The sequence below is a fragment of the Paenibacillus sp. F411 genome (assembly GCF_017582705.1).
Lineage (GTDB): Bacteria > Bacillota > Bacilli > Paenibacillales > Paenibacillaceae > Paenibacillus_AQ > Paenibacillus_AQ algicola.
Window position 1 is genome coordinate 40608 of the sequence record NZ_JAGFIP010000004.1, and the last position, 16091, is coordinate 56698.

At 52.1% G+C, this 16091-nt stretch carries 18 protein-coding genes; 16 read left to right on the forward strand and 2 right to left on the reverse strand.

What is annotated here, in order from left to right; translation table 11 throughout:
• Positions 1–111 precede the first annotated feature (111 nt).
• The 4 genes from infC to JJQ72_RS05700 all read left to right on the forward strand — a co-directional run bounded on the left by infC (position 112) and on the right by JJQ72_RS05700 (position 1757).
• Complete coding sequence (gene infC / locus JJQ72_RS05685; protein WP_138226728.1) at positions 112–606, forward strand: translation initiation factor IF-3; 495 nt, start codon at positions 112–114, stop codon at positions 604–606.
• Positions 607–633: 27 nt separating this feature from the next.
• On the forward strand, positions 634–834 hold the full coding sequence (gene rpmI, locus JJQ72_RS05690; RefSeq protein WP_106766633.1) for a 50S ribosomal protein L35: 201 nt from the start codon (positions 634–636) through the stop codon (positions 832–834).
• A 30-nt stretch (positions 835–864) separates the two neighbouring features.
• Entirely contained in the window at positions 865–1224 is a 360-nt protein-coding gene (gene rplT / locus JJQ72_RS05695; RefSeq protein ID WP_138226727.1) for a 50S ribosomal protein L20, read from the forward strand.
• Positions 1225–1373: 149 nt separating this feature from the next.
• A complete protein-coding gene (locus JJQ72_RS05700; protein WP_138226726.1) occupies positions 1374–1757 on the forward strand; it encodes a hypothetical protein in 384 nt (127 codons plus the stop codon).
• Positions 1758–1760: 3 nt separating this feature from the next.
• Here the strand turns inward: JJQ72_RS05700 and JJQ72_RS05705 are convergent, their stop codons facing one another.
• Positions 1761–2225, reverse strand: coding sequence for a GNAT family N-acetyltransferase (locus tag JJQ72_RS05705; protein WP_233281036.1), 465 nt, complete (start codon positions 2223–2225; stop codon positions 1761–1763).
• A gap of 58 nt (positions 2226–2283) precedes the next feature.
• Here JJQ72_RS05705 and JJQ72_RS05710 point away from each other — a divergent pair, with 58 nt between their 5' ends.
• The 5 genes from JJQ72_RS05710 (at position 2284) to JJQ72_RS05730 (ending at position 7833) form a co-directional block, all read left to right on the forward strand.
• Positions 2284–2442 (forward strand): hypothetical protein, encoded by a 159-nt coding sequence (locus JJQ72_RS05710; RefSeq protein WP_208203036.1) that lies wholly within the window; start codon positions 2284–2286, stop codon positions 2440–2442.
• A gap of 371 nt (positions 2443–2813) precedes the next feature.
• Positions 2814–4556 (forward strand): biosynthetic-type acetolactate synthase large subunit, encoded by a 1743-nt coding sequence (gene ilvB / locus JJQ72_RS05715; RefSeq protein ID WP_138226725.1) that lies wholly within the window; start codon positions 2814–2816, stop codon positions 4554–4556.
• A gap of 1 nt (position 4557) precedes the next feature.
• On the forward strand, positions 4558–5049 hold the full coding sequence (gene ilvN / locus JJQ72_RS05720; RefSeq protein ID WP_138226724.1) for an acetolactate synthase small subunit: 492 nt from the start codon (positions 4558–4560) through the stop codon (positions 5047–5049).
• Positions 5050–5195: 146 nt separating this feature from the next.
• The gene (gene ilvC / locus JJQ72_RS05725) at positions 5196–6188 is read left to right on the forward strand and encodes a ketol-acid reductoisomerase (RefSeq protein ID WP_138226723.1); all 993 of its coding nucleotides are present in this window, start codon (positions 5196–5198) and stop codon (positions 6186–6188) included.
• A 106-nt stretch (positions 6189–6294) separates the two neighbouring features.
• Positions 6295–7833 (forward strand): 2-isopropylmalate synthase, encoded by a 1539-nt coding sequence (locus tag JJQ72_RS05730; RefSeq protein WP_138226722.1) that lies wholly within the window; start codon positions 6295–6297, stop codon positions 7831–7833.
• 88 nt (positions 7834–7921) lie between these two features.
• On the opposite strand, the gene JJQ72_RS05735 is transcribed toward JJQ72_RS05730, so the two are convergent.
• Positions 7922–8902 (reverse strand): aldo/keto reductase, encoded by a 981-nt coding sequence (locus JJQ72_RS05735; protein WP_208203037.1) that lies wholly within the window; start codon positions 8900–8902, stop codon positions 7922–7924.
• 223 nt (positions 8903–9125) lie between these two features.
• Between JJQ72_RS05735 and leuB the strand changes: the two genes are divergently transcribed.
• The 7 genes from leuB (at position 9126) to JJQ72_RS05770 (ending at position 16006) form a co-directional block, all read left to right on the forward strand.
• The gene (gene leuB / locus JJQ72_RS05740; RefSeq protein ID WP_138226720.1) at positions 9126–10208 is read left to right on the forward strand and encodes a 3-isopropylmalate dehydrogenase; all 1083 of its coding nucleotides are present in this window, start codon (positions 9126–9128) and stop codon (positions 10206–10208) included.
• A gap of 161 nt (positions 10209–10369) precedes the next feature.
• A complete protein-coding gene (locus JJQ72_RS05745) occupies positions 10370–10909 on the forward strand; it encodes a peroxiredoxin (RefSeq protein WP_208203038.1) in 540 nt (179 codons plus the stop codon).
• 317 nt (positions 10910–11226) lie between these two features.
• Positions 11227–11634, forward strand: a complete 408-nt coding sequence (locus JJQ72_RS05750) for a hypothetical protein (protein WP_138226718.1) — start codon at positions 11227–11229, stop codon at positions 11632–11634.
• A gap of 118 nt (positions 11635–11752) precedes the next feature.
• Complete coding sequence (locus tag JJQ72_RS05755; RefSeq protein ID WP_208203039.1) at positions 11753–12034, forward strand: hypothetical protein; 282 nt, start codon at positions 11753–11755, stop codon at positions 12032–12034.
• A gap of 183 nt (positions 12035–12217) precedes the next feature.
• A complete protein-coding gene (locus JJQ72_RS05760) occupies positions 12218–13339 on the forward strand; it encodes an ATP-binding protein (protein WP_138226717.1) in 1122 nt (373 codons plus the stop codon).
• Between the two features lie 57 nt (positions 13340–13396).
• Positions 13397–14923, forward strand: a complete 1527-nt coding sequence (locus tag JJQ72_RS05765) for a leucyl aminopeptidase (RefSeq protein WP_208203040.1) — start codon at positions 13397–13399, stop codon at positions 14921–14923.
• Positions 14924–15049: 126 nt separating this feature from the next.
• Complete coding sequence (locus tag JJQ72_RS05770) at positions 15050–16006, forward strand: aldolase catalytic domain-containing protein (RefSeq protein ID WP_138226715.1); 957 nt, start codon at positions 15050–15052, stop codon at positions 16004–16006.
• Positions 16007–16091: the final 85 nt, after the last annotated feature.

The window sequence follows — 16091 nt, forward strand, 5'->3', positions numbered from 1 at the left end:
TCACACGGGATGCCGGCGATTGACCGGCATCCCTTTATTTTTTTAAGTCTTCTGACCTTAGTATTCTCACGAACAAAAAATCGGAGGTGGAGAACGATTAGTAAGGAACATATGATCAACGACGAAATTCGGGCGAGGGAAGTACGTTTGGTTGGCGCGGAAGGTGAACAGATCGGAATCAAGCCGATTCGGGAAGCGCTGCAGATGGCAATCGACCTCAATCTTGATTTGGTCAACGTAGCCCCTCAGGCGAAACCGCCGGTCTGCCGCATCATGGACTATGGTAAATTCCGTTATGAGCAGCAGAAGAAAGAGAAGGAAGCGCGCAAGAACCAGAAGGTTGTCGATATCAAGGAAGTCTGGTTCCGTGCAAACATTGAGGAGCATGACTACCAAACGAAGCTTCGCAATGTGGTGAAATTCTTGAAGGACGGCGACAAAGTGAAATGTTCCGTTCGTTTCCGCGGCCGTGAAATCACGCATGCCAATATTGGCCAGAAGATTCTGGAGCGCGTGAAGACGGAAGTGGCCGAGCTCAGCGTGATCGAGCGCCAGCCGAAGCTGGAAGGCCGCAGCATGATTATGATCTTGGCTCCTAAAGCCTAAGAGACATTTAGAGGAGGAAGAAGTACAATGCCTAAAATGAAAACACACAGCAGCCTGAAAGGCCGCTTCAAAATCACCGGTACTGGTAAAGTAAAGCGTTATAAGGCTTACAAAAACCACCTGCTGTCCCACAAGTCCAAGCGTGCGAAGCGTGTTCTTGGAACAAGCCCGGTTATGGCACCTGGGGATGTAAAGCGTTTGAAGCAAGGTCTGTCCAACCTGAAATAGTAAACAACATATATTGGGAGGTTCTTAAATATGGCACGAGTTAAAGGCGGCTTTGTGGTTCGTCGCAGACATAAAAAAGTATTGAAGCTTGCAAAGGGTTATTTCGGTTCCAAACACCGCATTTTCAAAACAGCTAAAGAACAAGTTATGAAATCCATGCTGTATGCATACCGTGACCGTCGTCAGACGAAGCGTAACTTCCGCAAGCTGTGGATCGTTCGGATCAATGCGGCTGCACGTCAAAATGGTCTGTCCTACAGCAAAATGATGCATGGCCTGAAGCTTGCAGGTGTGAACATCAACCGCAAAATGCTGGCTGATCTGGCTGTAAATGATCTGAATGCATTTAACTCTCTGGCTACAGTTGCTAAAGAAAAGGTAAATGCTTAATTATAGCTTTTGTTAAATAAGAGAACCGCTCCGGTATGGAGCGGTTCTCTTATTTATGCTTTGCCTATGTTGCTGGCAGAGGGCGATGAAACAAGCGAAATCGGTACAGGGAACATAGACTGGATCTATATTACCCGAGGAGGGATTTCATGCAGAAGCCTGTCAGCAAGAAAGAGGCGAAGCGGTATGTAGGTAAGACCATTGTGGCATATAAAAAGGATGGCACAGTGGTAAAGGGCAAGCTTGTCAGAATTTCGGGAGACCGGCTTTATCTTGAAGCCGGGAGAGGCAAAGAGGCCAGGATCAAAGCGATTGCTCCGCTCGTGCTGTTTGATCTGCTAGCGATCGGGACAGCGCCGTTTGCTTATGGTCAATACGGCTATGGAGGCGGATATAAAGGCGGTTATGGCGGTGGCTATGGTGGAGGCTATGGTGGCTATGGCAGCGGCTATGGCGCAGGAGGATACGGGTACGGCCCGGGAGCCGGGCCGGGTTACGGAGGATACCCGCCGTACGGAGGGTTCTTCTGGTAGGCTTCACCACGTCTTCTCCAGCTCATAGCAGTGGCTGGTGCTGTGGGTACGAATAATCTGGTAGCCGAGCTTGTGGTAGAACCGGAGCCCTTTGCGGTTGCCGGCATCCACCATAACCTTGGCAAGCCTGCAGCCCCTGGAGCGGGCGAAGCCTTCAGCCTGCTCCATGAGGGCGGCTCCAAAGCGTCTTCTCTGGGCCGCAGGAGCCACGGCCAGCATATCAATATACATCAGCTCCCCATGCAGCATGAAGTGAATGAAGCCAACCGGAGCCTCGCCTGAGTCCCTGCAGGCTACGAAGGTTACTCCGCGGCGAAGCCGGGCCGGCATATCCTTGCGGATGACCTCAACCTCCTTGGGCTTCAGGTGGGTCAGGGGAACAAGCTGGGTCTCGATCAGCTGGACAATGGCAGGATCATCGAGGCCGGGATGACGGTAGCGGATGATCTCTGAACGCCTCCCTTCCATGAACTTTCAAGGGCTGCATTATTGTATGCTGCAAGGCTGAAGCAGGTGAAATGGAGTCTTGACGGAGCGTGAAGCCGTTGATGTAAATGGCACGAATAAAAAAGCTGACGCTGAACGTAAAATAAAACAGTTGACTTCTGGATTCAATGAATCATATAATGTTTCTAAACATTTTAACGAAATATATTCCATCGGCAATGATGAGGACGAAGTTTAAAGGGCTCTTTTGCTCAGAGAGTGGAGAGATTTGCTGCAACCTCCACCAAAATCCCTTTTATACGAGCTCACCTCGGAGCTGTTTTCCTGAAAAACCCAGAACCTTACGCTTCAACGCATTAAAGGTTCACCGTCTATTAGGGAAAATCGTTTGGTTCACGTTACGAACGTCAGATATTGGAGCCTTTGTATGTCAACAAAGGGCCTTCATACCTGCTGAGGCTTTACATTGCGAAATGTGAAGCAAATATGGGTGGTACCACGGAAGCGTAAACCTTTCGTCCCTCACGCGGCTATAGTCCGCAGTGGGGGCGGAAGGTTTTTTTGATGTAATGTAGGTTTGACAGGTAATTTTTGAGAGGAGGATGACTGATGAGCGCGCAAACTCCAGAAGTGCGGTCTACAGAGCAATTACGTGAGAAATGGATGAAGCCTGAAGTAATTTCCGGATCGGAAATTTTGCTTCGGAGTCTTCTTTTGGAAGGTGTCGAATGCGTCTTTGGATATCCCGGCGGCGCCGTTCTCTATATTTACGATGCCATGTATGGATTTGAGGATTTCAAGCACGTCCTGACACGCCATGAGCAAGGAGCCATCCATGCGGCTGACGGATATGCCCGTGCCAGCGGCAAGGTCGGAGTCTGCATCGCGACCTCCGGTCCTGGTGCGACGAACCTCGTCACCGGCATTGCAACAGCATATATGGATTCTGTGCCGATGGTTGTCATTACCGGCAACGTGGCAACAAGCCTGATCGGCACCGACGCTTTCCAGGAGGCGGACATTACGGGCATTACGATGCCTATTACAAAGCACAGTTATCTGGTGCGCGATGTGAAGGATCTGCCGCGCATCATCCATGAAGCCTTCCATATCGCCTCGACAGGCCGTAAGGGACCGGTGCTGATTGATATTCCGAAGGATGTATCCGCCGCGAAGGAGCTGTTCCAGCCGCCAGGTGACGTACAGCTGAGAGGCTACAATCCGCGGACCGTGCCGAACCGCCTGCAGCTCGACAAGCTTTGCCGGGCGATTGGCGAGGCAGAGCGCCCGCTGATTCTCGCTGGCGGCGGCGTGATCTACTCCGGTGCCCATGAAGCATTGTATGAATTCGTGACGCGGACGCAGATTCCGATTACGACTACGCTGCTGGGGCTGGGAGCCTTCCCGAGCGGACATGAGCTGTGGACCGGCATGCCGGGCATGCACGGTACCTACACCTCGAACCATGCGATTCAGCAGAGCGATCTGCTCATTAACATCGGTGCCCGCTTTGACGACCGTGTCACCGGCAAGCTGGACGGCTTTGCACCACATGCCAAGATCGTTCACATTGATATCGATCCTGCCGAGATTGGCAAGAACGTGCCGACAGACATTCCGGTCGTTGGCGATGTGAAGACGGTGCTGGAAATGCTGAACCCGATTGCACCGGCTGCAGCCAAAGCCGATGCCTGGAGAGCCCAGATCTCCGAATGGAAAGGGACTCACCCGTTCAAGTACCAGGATTCAGAGGAAGTGCTGAAGCCGCAATGGGTCATTGAGATGCTCAATGAAACAACGAACGGAGAAGCAATTGTAAGCACGGACGTGGGACAGCATCAGATGTGGGCAGCCCAGTATTACAAGTTCAACCAGCCGCGCTCCTGGATTACATCCGGAGGACTGGGAACGATGGGCTTCGGCTTCCCTGCTGCGATCGGTGCCCAGATGGCTCACCCGGACCGGCTGGTCATCTCGATCAACGGAGACGGCGGGATGCAGATGTGCTCCCAGGAGCTGGCGATTTGCGCGATCAACAAGATTCCGGTCAAAATCGTAGTGATTAACAACCAGGTGCTGGGCATGGTTCGCCAGTGGCAGGAGCTCATTTACGATAACCGTTACAGCCATATTGATCTTTCCGGCAGTCCGGATTTTGTAAAGCTGGCTGAAGCTTATGGTGTCAAGGGACTGCGCGCGACGAACAAGGAAGAAGCTCGCAAGGCATGGGCGGAGGCCATGGATACGCCAGGGCCGGTGCTGATCGACTTTGTCGTTGCCAAAGGCGAGAATGTATATCCGATGGTGACCCAAGGGTCCACTATTGACCAAATGCTGATGGGGGATGCGTGAGATGAGCGGTTTTAAACATACGATTGCCGTATTGGTTAACGATCAGCCTGGTGTCCTCCAGCGGGTTGCAGGTTTGTTCGGCCGCCGCGGCTTCAACATTGAGAGTATCACGGTGGGACAGTCCGAAGAGGTCGGATTGTCCCGGATGGTCATTGTTACCACAGGGAGCGATACCACCCTGGAGCAAATTGAGAAGCAGCTGTACAAGCTCATTGACGTCATCAAGGTGATTAATCTCAGCTCCAAGCCGATGGTAGCCAGAGAACTGGCACTGATCAAGGTCAAAGCCGAGCCTTCGGCAAGACCGGAGATCCTGGGCGTAGTAGAGACCTTCCGGGCCTCCGTTGTCGACATTGGTGCAAACAGCATGATGGTTCAATCTGTAGGCGATACCGGCAAAATTGATGCCATCATTGAGCTTTTGAAGCCATATGGCATTCAGGAGCTTACCAGAACCGGTGTCACCGCGATGATCCGGGGCAATGCACAGTAACATTGTAATACGGGCAAGTTATCATTGATCCGCAAGCCTGCCTGGAATGAGCGGGAATTTGAGTAGATTTTGGACGACATTCTCAGGTCTGCTGAAATACCCGCTCATTCATGAAGGGGCTTTATATTAAAGGAGGATTTATACTAATGGCAATTACAACGTACTATGAACAAGACGCAGAACTGAGTGTACTGAAAGACAAGACGATCGCAGTAATCGGTTATGGCAGCCAGGGACATGCCCAGGCGCAAAACCTTCGTGACAGCGGACTCCGTGTTGTGATTGGCCTTCGTGAAGGCAAATCCTTCGACAAGGCGAAGAATGATGGCTTCGAGGTTCTTTCCGTAGCCGAGGCTGTTCAGCAAGCTGATGTGGTTCAAATCCTGATGCCAGACGAAACTCAAGCTTCAGTATACAAGAACGACATCGAGCCGAACCTCAAAAAAGGCGCAGCCCTGATGTTCTCCCACGGCTTTAACGTTCACTTCGGTCAAATCGTAGCTCCAAAAGAAAATGACGTGCTGCTGGTAGCACCAAAGTCCCCTGGACACATGGTTCGCCGTACGTATGTTGAAGGCTTTGGCGTACCTGGCCTGATCGCGATCGAGAAGGACGCTACAGGCAATGCTAAGGCTATCGGCCTGGCTTATGCCAAGGGTATTGGCTGCACGCGTGCAGGGGTTATTGAAACCTCCTTCCGTGAAGAAACCGAAACTGATCTGTTCGGGGAGCAGGCTGTTCTGTGCGGCGGCGTATCCGCTCTGATCAAAGCAGGCTTTGAAACACTGACAGAAGCTGGATATGCTCCAGAAATGGCATACTTCGAGTGTCTGCATGAGCTGAAGCTGATCGTTGACATGATCTATGAAGGCGGCCTGGCTTCCATGCGTGATTCCATCAGTAACACAGCCGAGTACGGTGACTATGTAACCGGACCACGCATCGTTACCGACGAAACGAAGAAAGCGATGAAGGAAGTACTGTCCGACATCCAGCAGGGTAAATTTGCCCGCGACTTCATCCTGGAGAACCAATCCAACCGTGCGTTCCTGACCGCTACACGCCGCAACGAATCCGAGCATCCGGTAGAGGTTGTGGGTGCGCAGCTGCGTGAAATGATGCATTGGATCAAGAAGTAACAGCGTATACTGGACTATTCATAACCAAGCGCCGGCGGCTAGGGACAGCCTTGTTCCTGCCGCCGGAACTATATATTCTGCCAAAGAACTTTAAGGAGGTGTCAGCATGCGTAAGATTTATGTGTTTGATACGACACTGCGGGATGGGGAGCAATCACCGGGCGTGAACCTGAACACGCGTGAAAAGGTAGAGATCGCCCATCAGCTTGAAAAGCTGGGAATCGACCGCATGGAAGCAGGCTTTCCAGCCGCATCACCCGGGGATTTGGCCGCGGTAAATGCTGTAGCGCGAGCGGTTAAGGATGTGACTGTCATCGGATTGTCCCGTTCCCGAGAGAATGACATTGACGCCGTTCGGGAAGCGCTGATTGGTGCACAGGACCCGTGCATCCATGTGTTTCTGGCGACATCGCCGATCCACCGCAAGTTTAAGCTGCGGATGGAGAAAAGCCAGGTGCTGGAAACCGCGCAGGCGGCGATCCGGTATGCCAAGAAATACTTCTCCAAAATCGAATTTTCGCTCGAGGACGCTGGCCGGACGGAGCTGGACTTCATGTCCGAGGTTGTAGGCATGGCGGTACGCGAGGGTGTTCAGGTTGTGAACATTCCGGATACCGTAGGATATATGAATCCGGCGGAATACGGAGCTATTTTCAAGCACCTCAAGCAAAGTGTGCCGGGTATTGAGCAAGTACAGCTCAGCGCCCACTGTCATAACGATCTGGGTCTGGCAACAGCCAACACCCTGGCAGCAATTCTGAACGGTGCCGACCAGATTGAAGGCACAATTAACGGTATTGGAGAGCGTGCCGGTAATACAGCGATCGAGGAAATAGCGATGGCGCTAGCAACACGTCAGGAATTTTTCCAGGCCAAGACCGATCTGACGCTGACGGAGATTGCACGTACGAGCCGTCTGGTCAGCAAGCTGACGGGTATGGTGGTACCGGGGAACAAAGCGGTTGTAGGCGCGAACGCCTTCGCCCATGAGTCCGGGATTCATCAGGACGGTATGCTGAAGGAGAAATCCACGTACGAGATCATGACTCCGGAATCCATCGGACTGAAGGAAAGCAAGCTGGTGCTGGGCAAGCACTCCGGACGCCATGCGTTCCGCGAGAAGCTGCTGGAGCTGGGGTATGAGCTGGGTGAAGAGCAGGTGAACGACGCTTTTGCCAAGTTCAAAATTCTGGCAGACAAGAAGAAGGAAGTGTCGGATGAGGACATCCTGGCGATTCTGGAGGAGAAGCTCATTGATACTCCGGAAGTGTTCCAGCTCAAAACGATGTTCGTGACGTTCGGCAATGAAGCCACACCGACGGCCAAGATTACGATCGAAACTGCTGACGGCCTGATTGAAGAGGAAGCTGAGGGCAACGGCTCTGTGGATGCAATTTATAACGCCATCGACAAGGTCACGGCTGAAGAAGTTACGCTGTCTGATTATTCCATCAAGTCGGTTTCGCAGGGTAAGGACGCTCAAGGTGAAGTACATGTCGTTCTGACGCAGAACGAGGTGTCTGCGCAAGGGCGCGGGCTGAGCACAGATATTCTGGAAGCCAGCGCGAGAGCCTATGTGGATGCGGTCAATCAGCTGATTGAGAAGCGGAAGACCTTCGGGAAGCGGGACCGCGTGACATTATAATCTGACAACCGCAGGAAAGTGTATAAACATGGTGCCGGGATGTTTGAATCCGGCACCATTTTTTGTACAAGAGAGATTGTCGTATCCGTTACCAGGCGTAGGCCTGTGGCGCAGTGCCTCCGGGACCCGGGAAAATGTCGTCGAGAGCCTTCATGACGGATTCGTCCAGCGTCACCTCAAGACAACGCAGAGAGCTTTCCAGCTGCTCCAGTGTACGAGGGCCGATAATCGGAGACGTCACCGCAGGATTGGCGGCCACCCAGGCCAACGCTACAACGTCCTGCGGCTCGCCCAGCTCCAGGCACAGGGAGGCGAACTGCTCCAGCTGTGTCCGGTGCTGCTCAACCCGCTCGTCATTGCCGCCGCTGCGTGAGCCTTGAATCTTCTTCAATGCATTGCGTCCAAGCAGTCCGCCGTCCAGCGGGCTCCACGGAATGACACCCAGACCGTAATGCTGAGCGGCAGGAAGCACTTCCAGCTCTGGCAGGCGGCAGTTCAGGCTATATTTGTGCTGCTCGGATACCAGGCCCAGAAAGTGCCGGCTCTTGGCTTCAGACTGCGCGGCTGCAATTTGCCAGCCTGCAAAGTTACTGGAGCCAACGTAGCCGATTTTGCCCTGCTGCACGGCGACCTCAAATGCGCCCCACATTTCATCCCAGGTGACCGAAAGATCACTGTGATGCATCTGGTACAGCTCGATGTGATCAGTCTGCAAGCGCTTTAGAGAAGCGTCGAGATGACGGCGCACCTTGTAGGAGGACAGACCGGCATGATCGTTCGGTCCATCTAATGGATCGCTCATCGTACCGTACATTTTGGTGGCGAGAACCACCTTCTCCCGGCGTCCGCCGCCCTGCTGAAACCAGCGCCCGATAATGCTTTCGGTCAAACCGGAATTCTCACCCCAGCCATACACATTGGCGGTGTCAAAAAAATTAATGCCGGCATCCAGCGCAGTATCCATAATCCGGAAGGCCTCTTTTTCATCAGTGACAGGTCCAAAATTCATGGTGCCTAAACAGAGGCGGCTGACCTTCATGCCGGATTTTCCGAGCGGAGCAAATTGCATTTTGTCATCTCCTTCGTAGTTTAATGAACTGCAGCGTACTTCTCTCTATTCTAAAGAAGGATCACGGATGATAGCAAATCTAGGGGAATGCAGCTAACTTATAGGCAAAGCTTATTAAGTTCATAGATTCTATATCTTGGTCAAGCTTGACTAAACTATGATACAACAGTGAGTAGGATAAAACGGATGAATTACGCATTTACATATGAAGGAGTGGATTTACATGTCAGAAACGAAGAAAATTGCGGTTATTGCTGGGGACGGGATTGGTCCCGAGGTTGTAGCAGAGGCAGAGAAAATTATAAAGGTAACGGAAGAGGTTTTCGGGTACTCCTTCAGCACAGAGCATGCTCTGTTTGGCGGCATTGCCATTGACGAGAAGGGAACTCCACTGCCGGCGGAAACGCTGGAGGTGTGTAAGAATGCGGATGCGGTGCTGCTTGGAGCGGTTGGCGGTCCGAAGTGGGACAATAATTCGAAGGAGCTGCGTCCTGAAACCGGTCTGCTCGGCATTCGCAAAGAGCTGGGACTATTCTCGAACCTTCGTCCGGCCGTTATTTTTGATTGCTTAAAGGATGCGTCCACCTTGAAGCCGGAAGTGCTGGAAGGCACCGACCTGATGGTTGTCCGTGAGCTGACTGGTGGAATCTACTTCGGTGAGAAGTTCAGACGTGAAGGAGCAGGCGGCGAAGAAGCAGTTGATACCTGCGTATACAACACGGCTGAGGTCGAGCGTATTGTACGTCAGGCATTTGAAATTGCGGGCAAGCGCCGCAAGAAGCTGGCTTCGGTCGATAAAGCGAACGTTCTGGAAACCTCCCGCCTGTGGCGTGAAACCGTCAACCGCATCGCGCCAGAGTATCCGGAGATCGAGCTGGAGCATGTCCTGGTTGACAATTGTGCGATGCAGCTGCTGCGCCGCCCGGCAAGCTTTGATGTCATCGTAACGGAGAACATGTTTGGTGATATCCTGAGCGACGAGGCCGCGATGCTGACAGGCTCGATCGGCATGCTGGCTTCGGCTTCTATGGGCGAAGGCAGCTATGGCTTGTACGAGCCGGTACACGGATCAGCTCCGGACATCGCAGGCCAAGGCCTTGCGAACCCGATTGCAACGATCCTCTCGGTAGCGCTGATGTACCGTCTGACCTTCGGTTATTCCGACGCTGCAGATGCGATTGAACGGGCTGTAGCTGAGGTGCTGGATGCCGGTCACCGCACTGCGGACATTGCGGTAGACAAGAGCCAAGCGCTAAGCACTACAGAGATGGGCGACCTGATTGCGAAGGCCATCCGCAAAGCGTAATGGACTGATTTCCTTAATTATAATGATTATAATAAAATAACATCTATAATCTTGACTTTGCCATTTTGCAATGATAACATCATTAAGGAACTGTTCCCGGAACATAAATTATGTGTATGTACAAGCTGTTGGCTTGTATACCTTAAGGAGGAAAATCAATCATGGCAGAACGTTTGGTTGGTAAAGCTGCACCGGATTTCACAATGGAAACCGTATCCGGCGATGGCAAAGACTTTGGTAAAGTCAGCCTGTCCGACTACCGCGGCAAGTGGCTTGTATTCTTTTTCTACCCGCTGGATTTCACCTTTGTATGCCCTACTGAAATTACAGCTTTGAGCGATGCATATGATCAATTCAAGACATTGGACACTGAGGTTCTGGGCGTAAGCGTGGACTCTGTTCACAGCCACAAGGCTTGGATCAATGCCTCCAAGGATGCTAACGGCCTGGGTCAGCTGAACTTCCCGCTGGCTTCTGACATCACGAAGAACGTTGCTCGTGACTACGGCGTCCTGATCGAGGAAGAAGGCGTAGCTCTGCGCGGCCTGTTCATCATCGATCCGGAAGGCGAACTGAAGTACCAAGTCGTTAACCACAATGACGTTGGCCGCAGTGTAGAAGAGACGCTGCGTGTTCTGCAAGCTCTGCAATCCGGCGGTCTGTGTGCAATGAACTGGAAGCCAGGCGACACGAACCTGTAATTGAACCTGGACTTTTTCATACGAAAGCTCTCAATCCCTTGATAGAGGAAGGGAACGAGAGCTTTTTCGTTTCAATAATGATGTTTAATTGATCCCCGCGGGGTTGAAATATAAGTAGCACAAGTTTAGTGTATATGATAGTAGACATTCTGGTTAGCATAGGATCTGTATATTCGTGTAGTTCTTTCATAACATAACGTAAGGGTCATTTGACTCAATTTTGAGGTAAGCGGGACAGCTTGAAGGAATCATAGGGGCTGAAAGCGAATACAATATCGAAAGCATAAGCTATGGATTGACAGGGGAGGGTGAACAGTATGAGTTTTTGCTGCGGAGCTAGTATGGTGGGAACAAAAGGTACATTGAAGCATTATCGGACCCAGGTGCATAATGTTCCCCTGTTGTTTTGTCCGGTATGTCAGCGTATTGAAGTTCATCATCGGGTAGAGAATGAGTATGAGATCCTCGCGGAATACGCTCATGGCGACGGTGCAGCCCATGTGGATTTTCAAGACTACGTGATGGAAGATGAAGAGACGATCTTCGAAAATGTGGTGAACCGCGAATCCGAGGATGCGCTGGAGGTTGTACAGAGCCAGATTGACATGTCTCTCGATCTCCTGGCCGTAGCCAAATGGATGCAGGATGAGAAATGGCAAGGCGAGCTCAAGCGCCGGCTTGCGGTGATGAGTCAGCGCAGGCTGCAGCTTCAGCATAAGGCATAGCATAGATCTAGGGGGTGTCCCGGGAACGCTTCAGTGCGTTGAGGGACAGCCCCTTTTTGTTGTCGTTGGGGGCCGTGAGGCGGCCCGGAGGCGCAGCGTATGCGAAAAACCGAACTCGATGCGTCGCACGCTCGCCCCCGCGCCAAATGAACGCGAAAAACCGAACTCGATGCGTCGCACGCCTGCCCCCGCGCCAAACGAAAGCGAAAAAGCGATCTCGATGCGTCGCAGGTCCGCCCCCGCGCCAAACGAACGCGAAAAACCGAACTCGATGCGTCGCTCGCCTGCCCCCGCGCCATATGAACGCGAAAAAGCGAACCCGACAATAGTCTCTCAAGAGGCCGGAAGCATGCACTTTATGAACAAGGCGGCTCTTCCATATAAATTTACCTTTACATAACCCGTAATGTTTTTTTGCGCATTTGATGTATTTCGACAGTTTCTCTGATTGACGGCTATTCCTTCCAGTGACTATGATGGAGAAAATACAGATTTTACAATTTTTCCGCCGCCGTTATGTTGTTTTGTCGTATGCCGTTACCATTTTCGACCTCATTATCTGATGGAGAGAGGGGGAGCTCGTTTGTTGAGTGATGTTCAACAAGCCGGCCCGAAGGACATGAGGGCTTTACAAAGCAGTCAGCTGGTGAGAAATAAGTATGAGAATATTCTGGAGAACCTGGACAGTGGAATTATTCTTTTTGACAGTGAAGGGGTACTTGCGTTTGTTAATGTACAGATGGCCAGACTGCTGGGAGTGCCTAGGACATCTATGGCGGGGTGCACGTTGACACAGCTGCTAAGACATCCCGGAATTACCCGCTTTAAACGAAAGAAAATTATACGGATTTTTCGCGAAACCGTCTTTCACCGCAAAAAAAACCACGAGCTGGTTGATGAATACGGCCGATCCTGGCTCATTACTATGACGTACGGTGACCAGATGGAAGGAGATTTTTTAATAAGTGTCAAGGACGTATCCGAGTTTAAACAAATCGAGCAAACCGCTTACCAGAACGACAAGCTCGCCATGCTGGGTAAAATATCAGCTTCGATTGCCCACGAAATCCGGAACCCTCTCACCTCAATCCGCGGATTCATTCAGCTCCTTCGTCCACACCTGATCACGATGGGAAAAGATGAATATGTACGCATTATATTGATGGAAATTGATCGTGCGAACGATATCATATACGAATTTTTGAACTCATCCAAGCCGTCTGCTCCCCAAACGACCATGATTTCGGTGCTGTCGTTACTAAAAGAGGTTGCGCTTCTTACAGAGAGTGAGGCTCTAATGAAAGGCTGTCAGATTGTTCTTCATATGGATGAAGTCGATGAAACAGCCATCTCTGTCGATGTGAAGCAGATCAAGCAGGTCATCCTGAACCTGGTCAAAAACGCGTTGGACGCCATGGACGGCGATCACAGCCACATTCAGGGCAGAATTGAAATTTGGGCCTCGCGGGTGGAGAAGCAAGTACATATCCGAATTGCGGACAATGGAAAGGGGATGGACCATCATACGCTGAATCACCTGTTTAATCCATTTTTTACGACAAAAGAGGGAGGAACCGGACTTGGACTGTCTGTCAGCTATCGCATTGTACGGAACCATGGAGGTTCAATTGCAGTAGAGAGTCAGGTCGGAAATGGGACAACCTTTATGATAACGCTTCCAGTTATGGATGTTGCGCAAGAGTAAGAAAAGGGTAAAGGGATGGTGAAATCCGGAGCAGATACAAAACAGGGAGGGACAGCGATGAAATGGAAGCTGCGAAGTATTCACGACCCTTTAGAAAGCGCGGGGCCCGATGCACGAGTGCTGCTGATCAGCAGACATCAGATATTCCATGCCAGTTTAGATCGCCAGCTTCAACCGGTACTTCAATCTCTGGTGGAAAAAAGACTCTTTCAGGGCCAGCCGGGGTCTACCTATATCTTGCCAGTCTGGAAAAAGGATCACTTTGAGACCTATATTCTGACAGGCAGAACGGAGGGCCCCTTGACCGCTGGAGAGCTGCGCCAGGCGGCAGCTTATGCCGCAAGAGCCGCCATCAAGCTGGGGGCTAGAAGGCTGGAGATGGACATTCCCTCTACGATGCAGGAATTTATGGTGGAGCAGGATGCGGAGGGATGCGCTCAGGCGCTGTGCGAAGGCTTTATTTTGGGATCGCAACGGGCTAAGCATTATCGGAGAGAGCAGCCGGAGCAGGCTCAGCTTGAGGAGATTACGTTTCAGCTGGATGGACCGGTGGAGCCCGGCTTTCTGGAGGCATGGGAGGAAGGGGTTCGCTGGGGCAGCTCAATCGGCGATGGGGTTGTCCTGGCGCGCCGTCTGACGAACCTGCCAGGCAATCTGCTGGTCCCCTCTGACCTGGCTCAAGCTGCGCTGGAGCTTGCTGAGCGGTATGGTATGGAAGCGGACATTATAGATGAAGAAAGATTGGCGCAGCTAGGCATGGGAGCACTGCTGGCTGTCGGCAAGGGCAGTGCCCACCCTCCTCAGATGATCGTGATCAAGTATCAGGGGACAGATACGTGGGAGCATGTGACAGGACTTGTCGGCAAGGGGATTACCTTTGATACTGGAGGCATTTCTTTAAAACGCGGCAGCGGTATGGAGGAAATGATCGGTGATATGGGCGGCGCTGCTGCCGTCCTTGGCGTCATGGAGGTGCTGGGACAGCGCCGGCCCAAGGTGAATGTGGTCATGGTAGTGCCAACAGCAGAAAATATGCCAGACGGCAATGCCGTCAAGCCCGGCGATGTGATCACCACGCTGAGCGGTCGGACCGTTGAGGTGCTCAACACCGATGCCGAGGGGAGGATGGTGCTGGCGGACGGGGTAACCTATGCCAAGGCGCTGGGAGCCGAGCGAATTATCGATGTAGCGACATTAACCGGCGCGGTTGAGGTGGCACTGGGACAGGCCGCGACGGGAGCGGTTACCAACGATGATGTGTTTATGCAGGAGCTGATCACCGCTTCCCGGAGAGCGGGAGAGAATGTGTGGCCGCTGCCATCGTATCCGGAATACTGGGATATGCTCAAAAGCGATGTAGCAGATCTCCGCAATTCCACGGGACGTATGGCGGGCGCGATTACAGCGGGGTTGTTTGTCGGCACCTTTGCAGACGGACTGCCATGGATTCACCTGGATATCGCTGGCACCTCCTGGAGCCGGAAGGAAAGCGGCCTGGAAGCGAAGGGCGGTACCGGTGTCATGGTGCGGACCCTTACGGAATGGGTACGCTCCCAAGAGGAAATCTTCGACATAAGGCCGTAGGCAAGAGGCAAAATCAGGCATTGCCTGCTCTGTGCAGTCCGCGTTCAGCGGACTTTTTGCTTTACTTTTCCACAGCCATTCAAGTATGATGAAGAGAAAAACCGGGGTGAAGGGAGTTTAGCTTGGATGAAAAGTAGTCATACCAAAATCGTAGATTGTACCATCCGTGACGGCGGTTTGGTCAACAATTGGGATTTCAGCGTGGAATTTGTTCAGAATTTATATGCCGGCTTGAATGAGGCAGGCGTAGAATATATGGAAATCGGTTATAAGAATTCACCAAAGCTGCTGAAGGGAGCCGACAAGGCAGGACCTTGGCGCTTTTTGGACGATGATTTTCTGCGTGAAGTCATTCCGAACAAGGGCACCACGAAGCTGTCCGCGCTGGTCGATATCGGCCGCGTTGAGGTGGACGACATTCTGCCGCGTGAACAAAGCATGCTGGATTTGATCCGTGTAGCCTGCTACATCAAGGATGTGGACAAAGCGCTGGAGCTGGTTCGTGTATTCCATGAACGCGGCTATGAAACCACCATCAACATTATGGCATTGTCCAATGTGATGGAGAACGAGCTGCTGGAAGCTTTTGAGATGATCAAGGACAGCGTGGTGGATTTCGTTTATATCGTGGATTCCTACGGAAGCCTGGATCACAAGGATATTGAATACCTGGTCAACAAGTTCAAGACGCATCTGCCGAACAAGCGCCTGGGTGTGCACACGCATAACAATATGCAGCTGGCCTTCTCCAACACGCTGGTGGCTGCAGAGCATGGTGTAGAGCTGCTGGACGCCTCGGTATATGGCATGGGCCGTGCGGCGGGCAACTGCCCAACCGAGCTGCTGGTTACCCACCTGAAGGGCACGAAATATCAGCTGCGCCCTGTGCTCGATATTATTGAGCGCTTCATGATCCCACTGCGCGAGAAGGAAGAGTGGGGCTACATTATCCCGTACATGATTACAGGTACGCTGGACGAGCATCCAAGATCCGCGATGGCGCTTCGGGCCTCCGAGGACAAAGATAAGGCTGTAGACTTCTATGACAAGCTGACTACCCCTGAAGTGACGTTTGACAAGTAAGTGCACTGACAGTCCCGAGCCTGAAGAGGCTTGGGGCTTTTTTGCTTGCTCAAGAGCAGGTGAACTGCTGGAGTCATTCCGTTGC

Coding starts and splice junctions, on each gene's coding strand:
- JJQ72_RS05735 (WP_208203037.1), bottom strand. CDS start 8,902: ATGCAATTTGCTCCGCTCGGAAAATCCGGCATGAAGGTCAGCCGCCTC.
- JJQ72_RS05750 (WP_138226718.1), top strand. CDS start 11,227: ATGAGTTTTTGCTGCGGAGCTAGTATGGTGGGAACAAAAGGTACATTG.
- rpmI (WP_106766633.1), top strand. CDS start 634: ATGCCTAAAATGAAAACACACAGCAGCCTGAAAGGCCGCTTCAAAATC.
- JJQ72_RS05770 (WP_138226715.1), top strand. CDS start 15,050: ATGAAAAGTAGTCATACCAAAATCGTAGATTGTACCATCCGTGACGGC.
- rplT (WP_138226727.1), top strand. CDS start 865: ATGGCACGAGTTAAAGGCGGCTTTGTGGTTCGTCGCAGACATAAAAAA.
- ilvB (WP_138226725.1), top strand. CDS start 2,814: ATGAGCGCGCAAACTCCAGAAGTGCGGTCTACAGAGCAATTACGTGAG.
- JJQ72_RS05765 (WP_208203040.1), top strand. CDS start 13,397: ATGAAATGGAAGCTGCGAAGTATTCACGACCCTTTAGAAAGCGCGGGG.
- ilvN (WP_138226724.1), top strand. CDS start 4,558: ATGAGCGGTTTTAAACATACGATTGCCGTATTGGTTAACGATCAGCCT.
- JJQ72_RS05705 (WP_233281036.1), bottom strand. CDS start 2,225: ATGGAAGGGAGGCGTTCAGAGATCATCCGCTACCGTCATCCCGGCCTC.
- JJQ72_RS05700 (WP_138226726.1), top strand. CDS start 1,374: ATGCAGAAGCCTGTCAGCAAGAAAGAGGCGAAGCGGTATGTAGGTAAG.
- leuB (WP_138226720.1), top strand. CDS start 9,126: ATGTCAGAAACGAAGAAAATTGCGGTTATTGCTGGGGACGGGATTGGT.
- JJQ72_RS05755 (WP_208203039.1), top strand. CDS start 11,753: ATGCGTCGCACGCTCGCCCCCGCGCCAAATGAACGCGAAAAACCGAAC.
- infC (WP_138226728.1), top strand. CDS start 112: ATGATCAACGACGAAATTCGGGCGAGGGAAGTACGTTTGGTTGGCGCG.
- JJQ72_RS05745 (WP_208203038.1), top strand. CDS start 10,370: ATGGCAGAACGTTTGGTTGGTAAAGCTGCACCGGATTTCACAATGGAA.
- ilvC (WP_138226723.1), top strand. CDS start 5,196: ATGGCAATTACAACGTACTATGAACAAGACGCAGAACTGAGTGTACTG.
- JJQ72_RS05730 (WP_138226722.1), top strand. CDS start 6,295: ATGCGTAAGATTTATGTGTTTGATACGACACTGCGGGATGGGGAGCAA.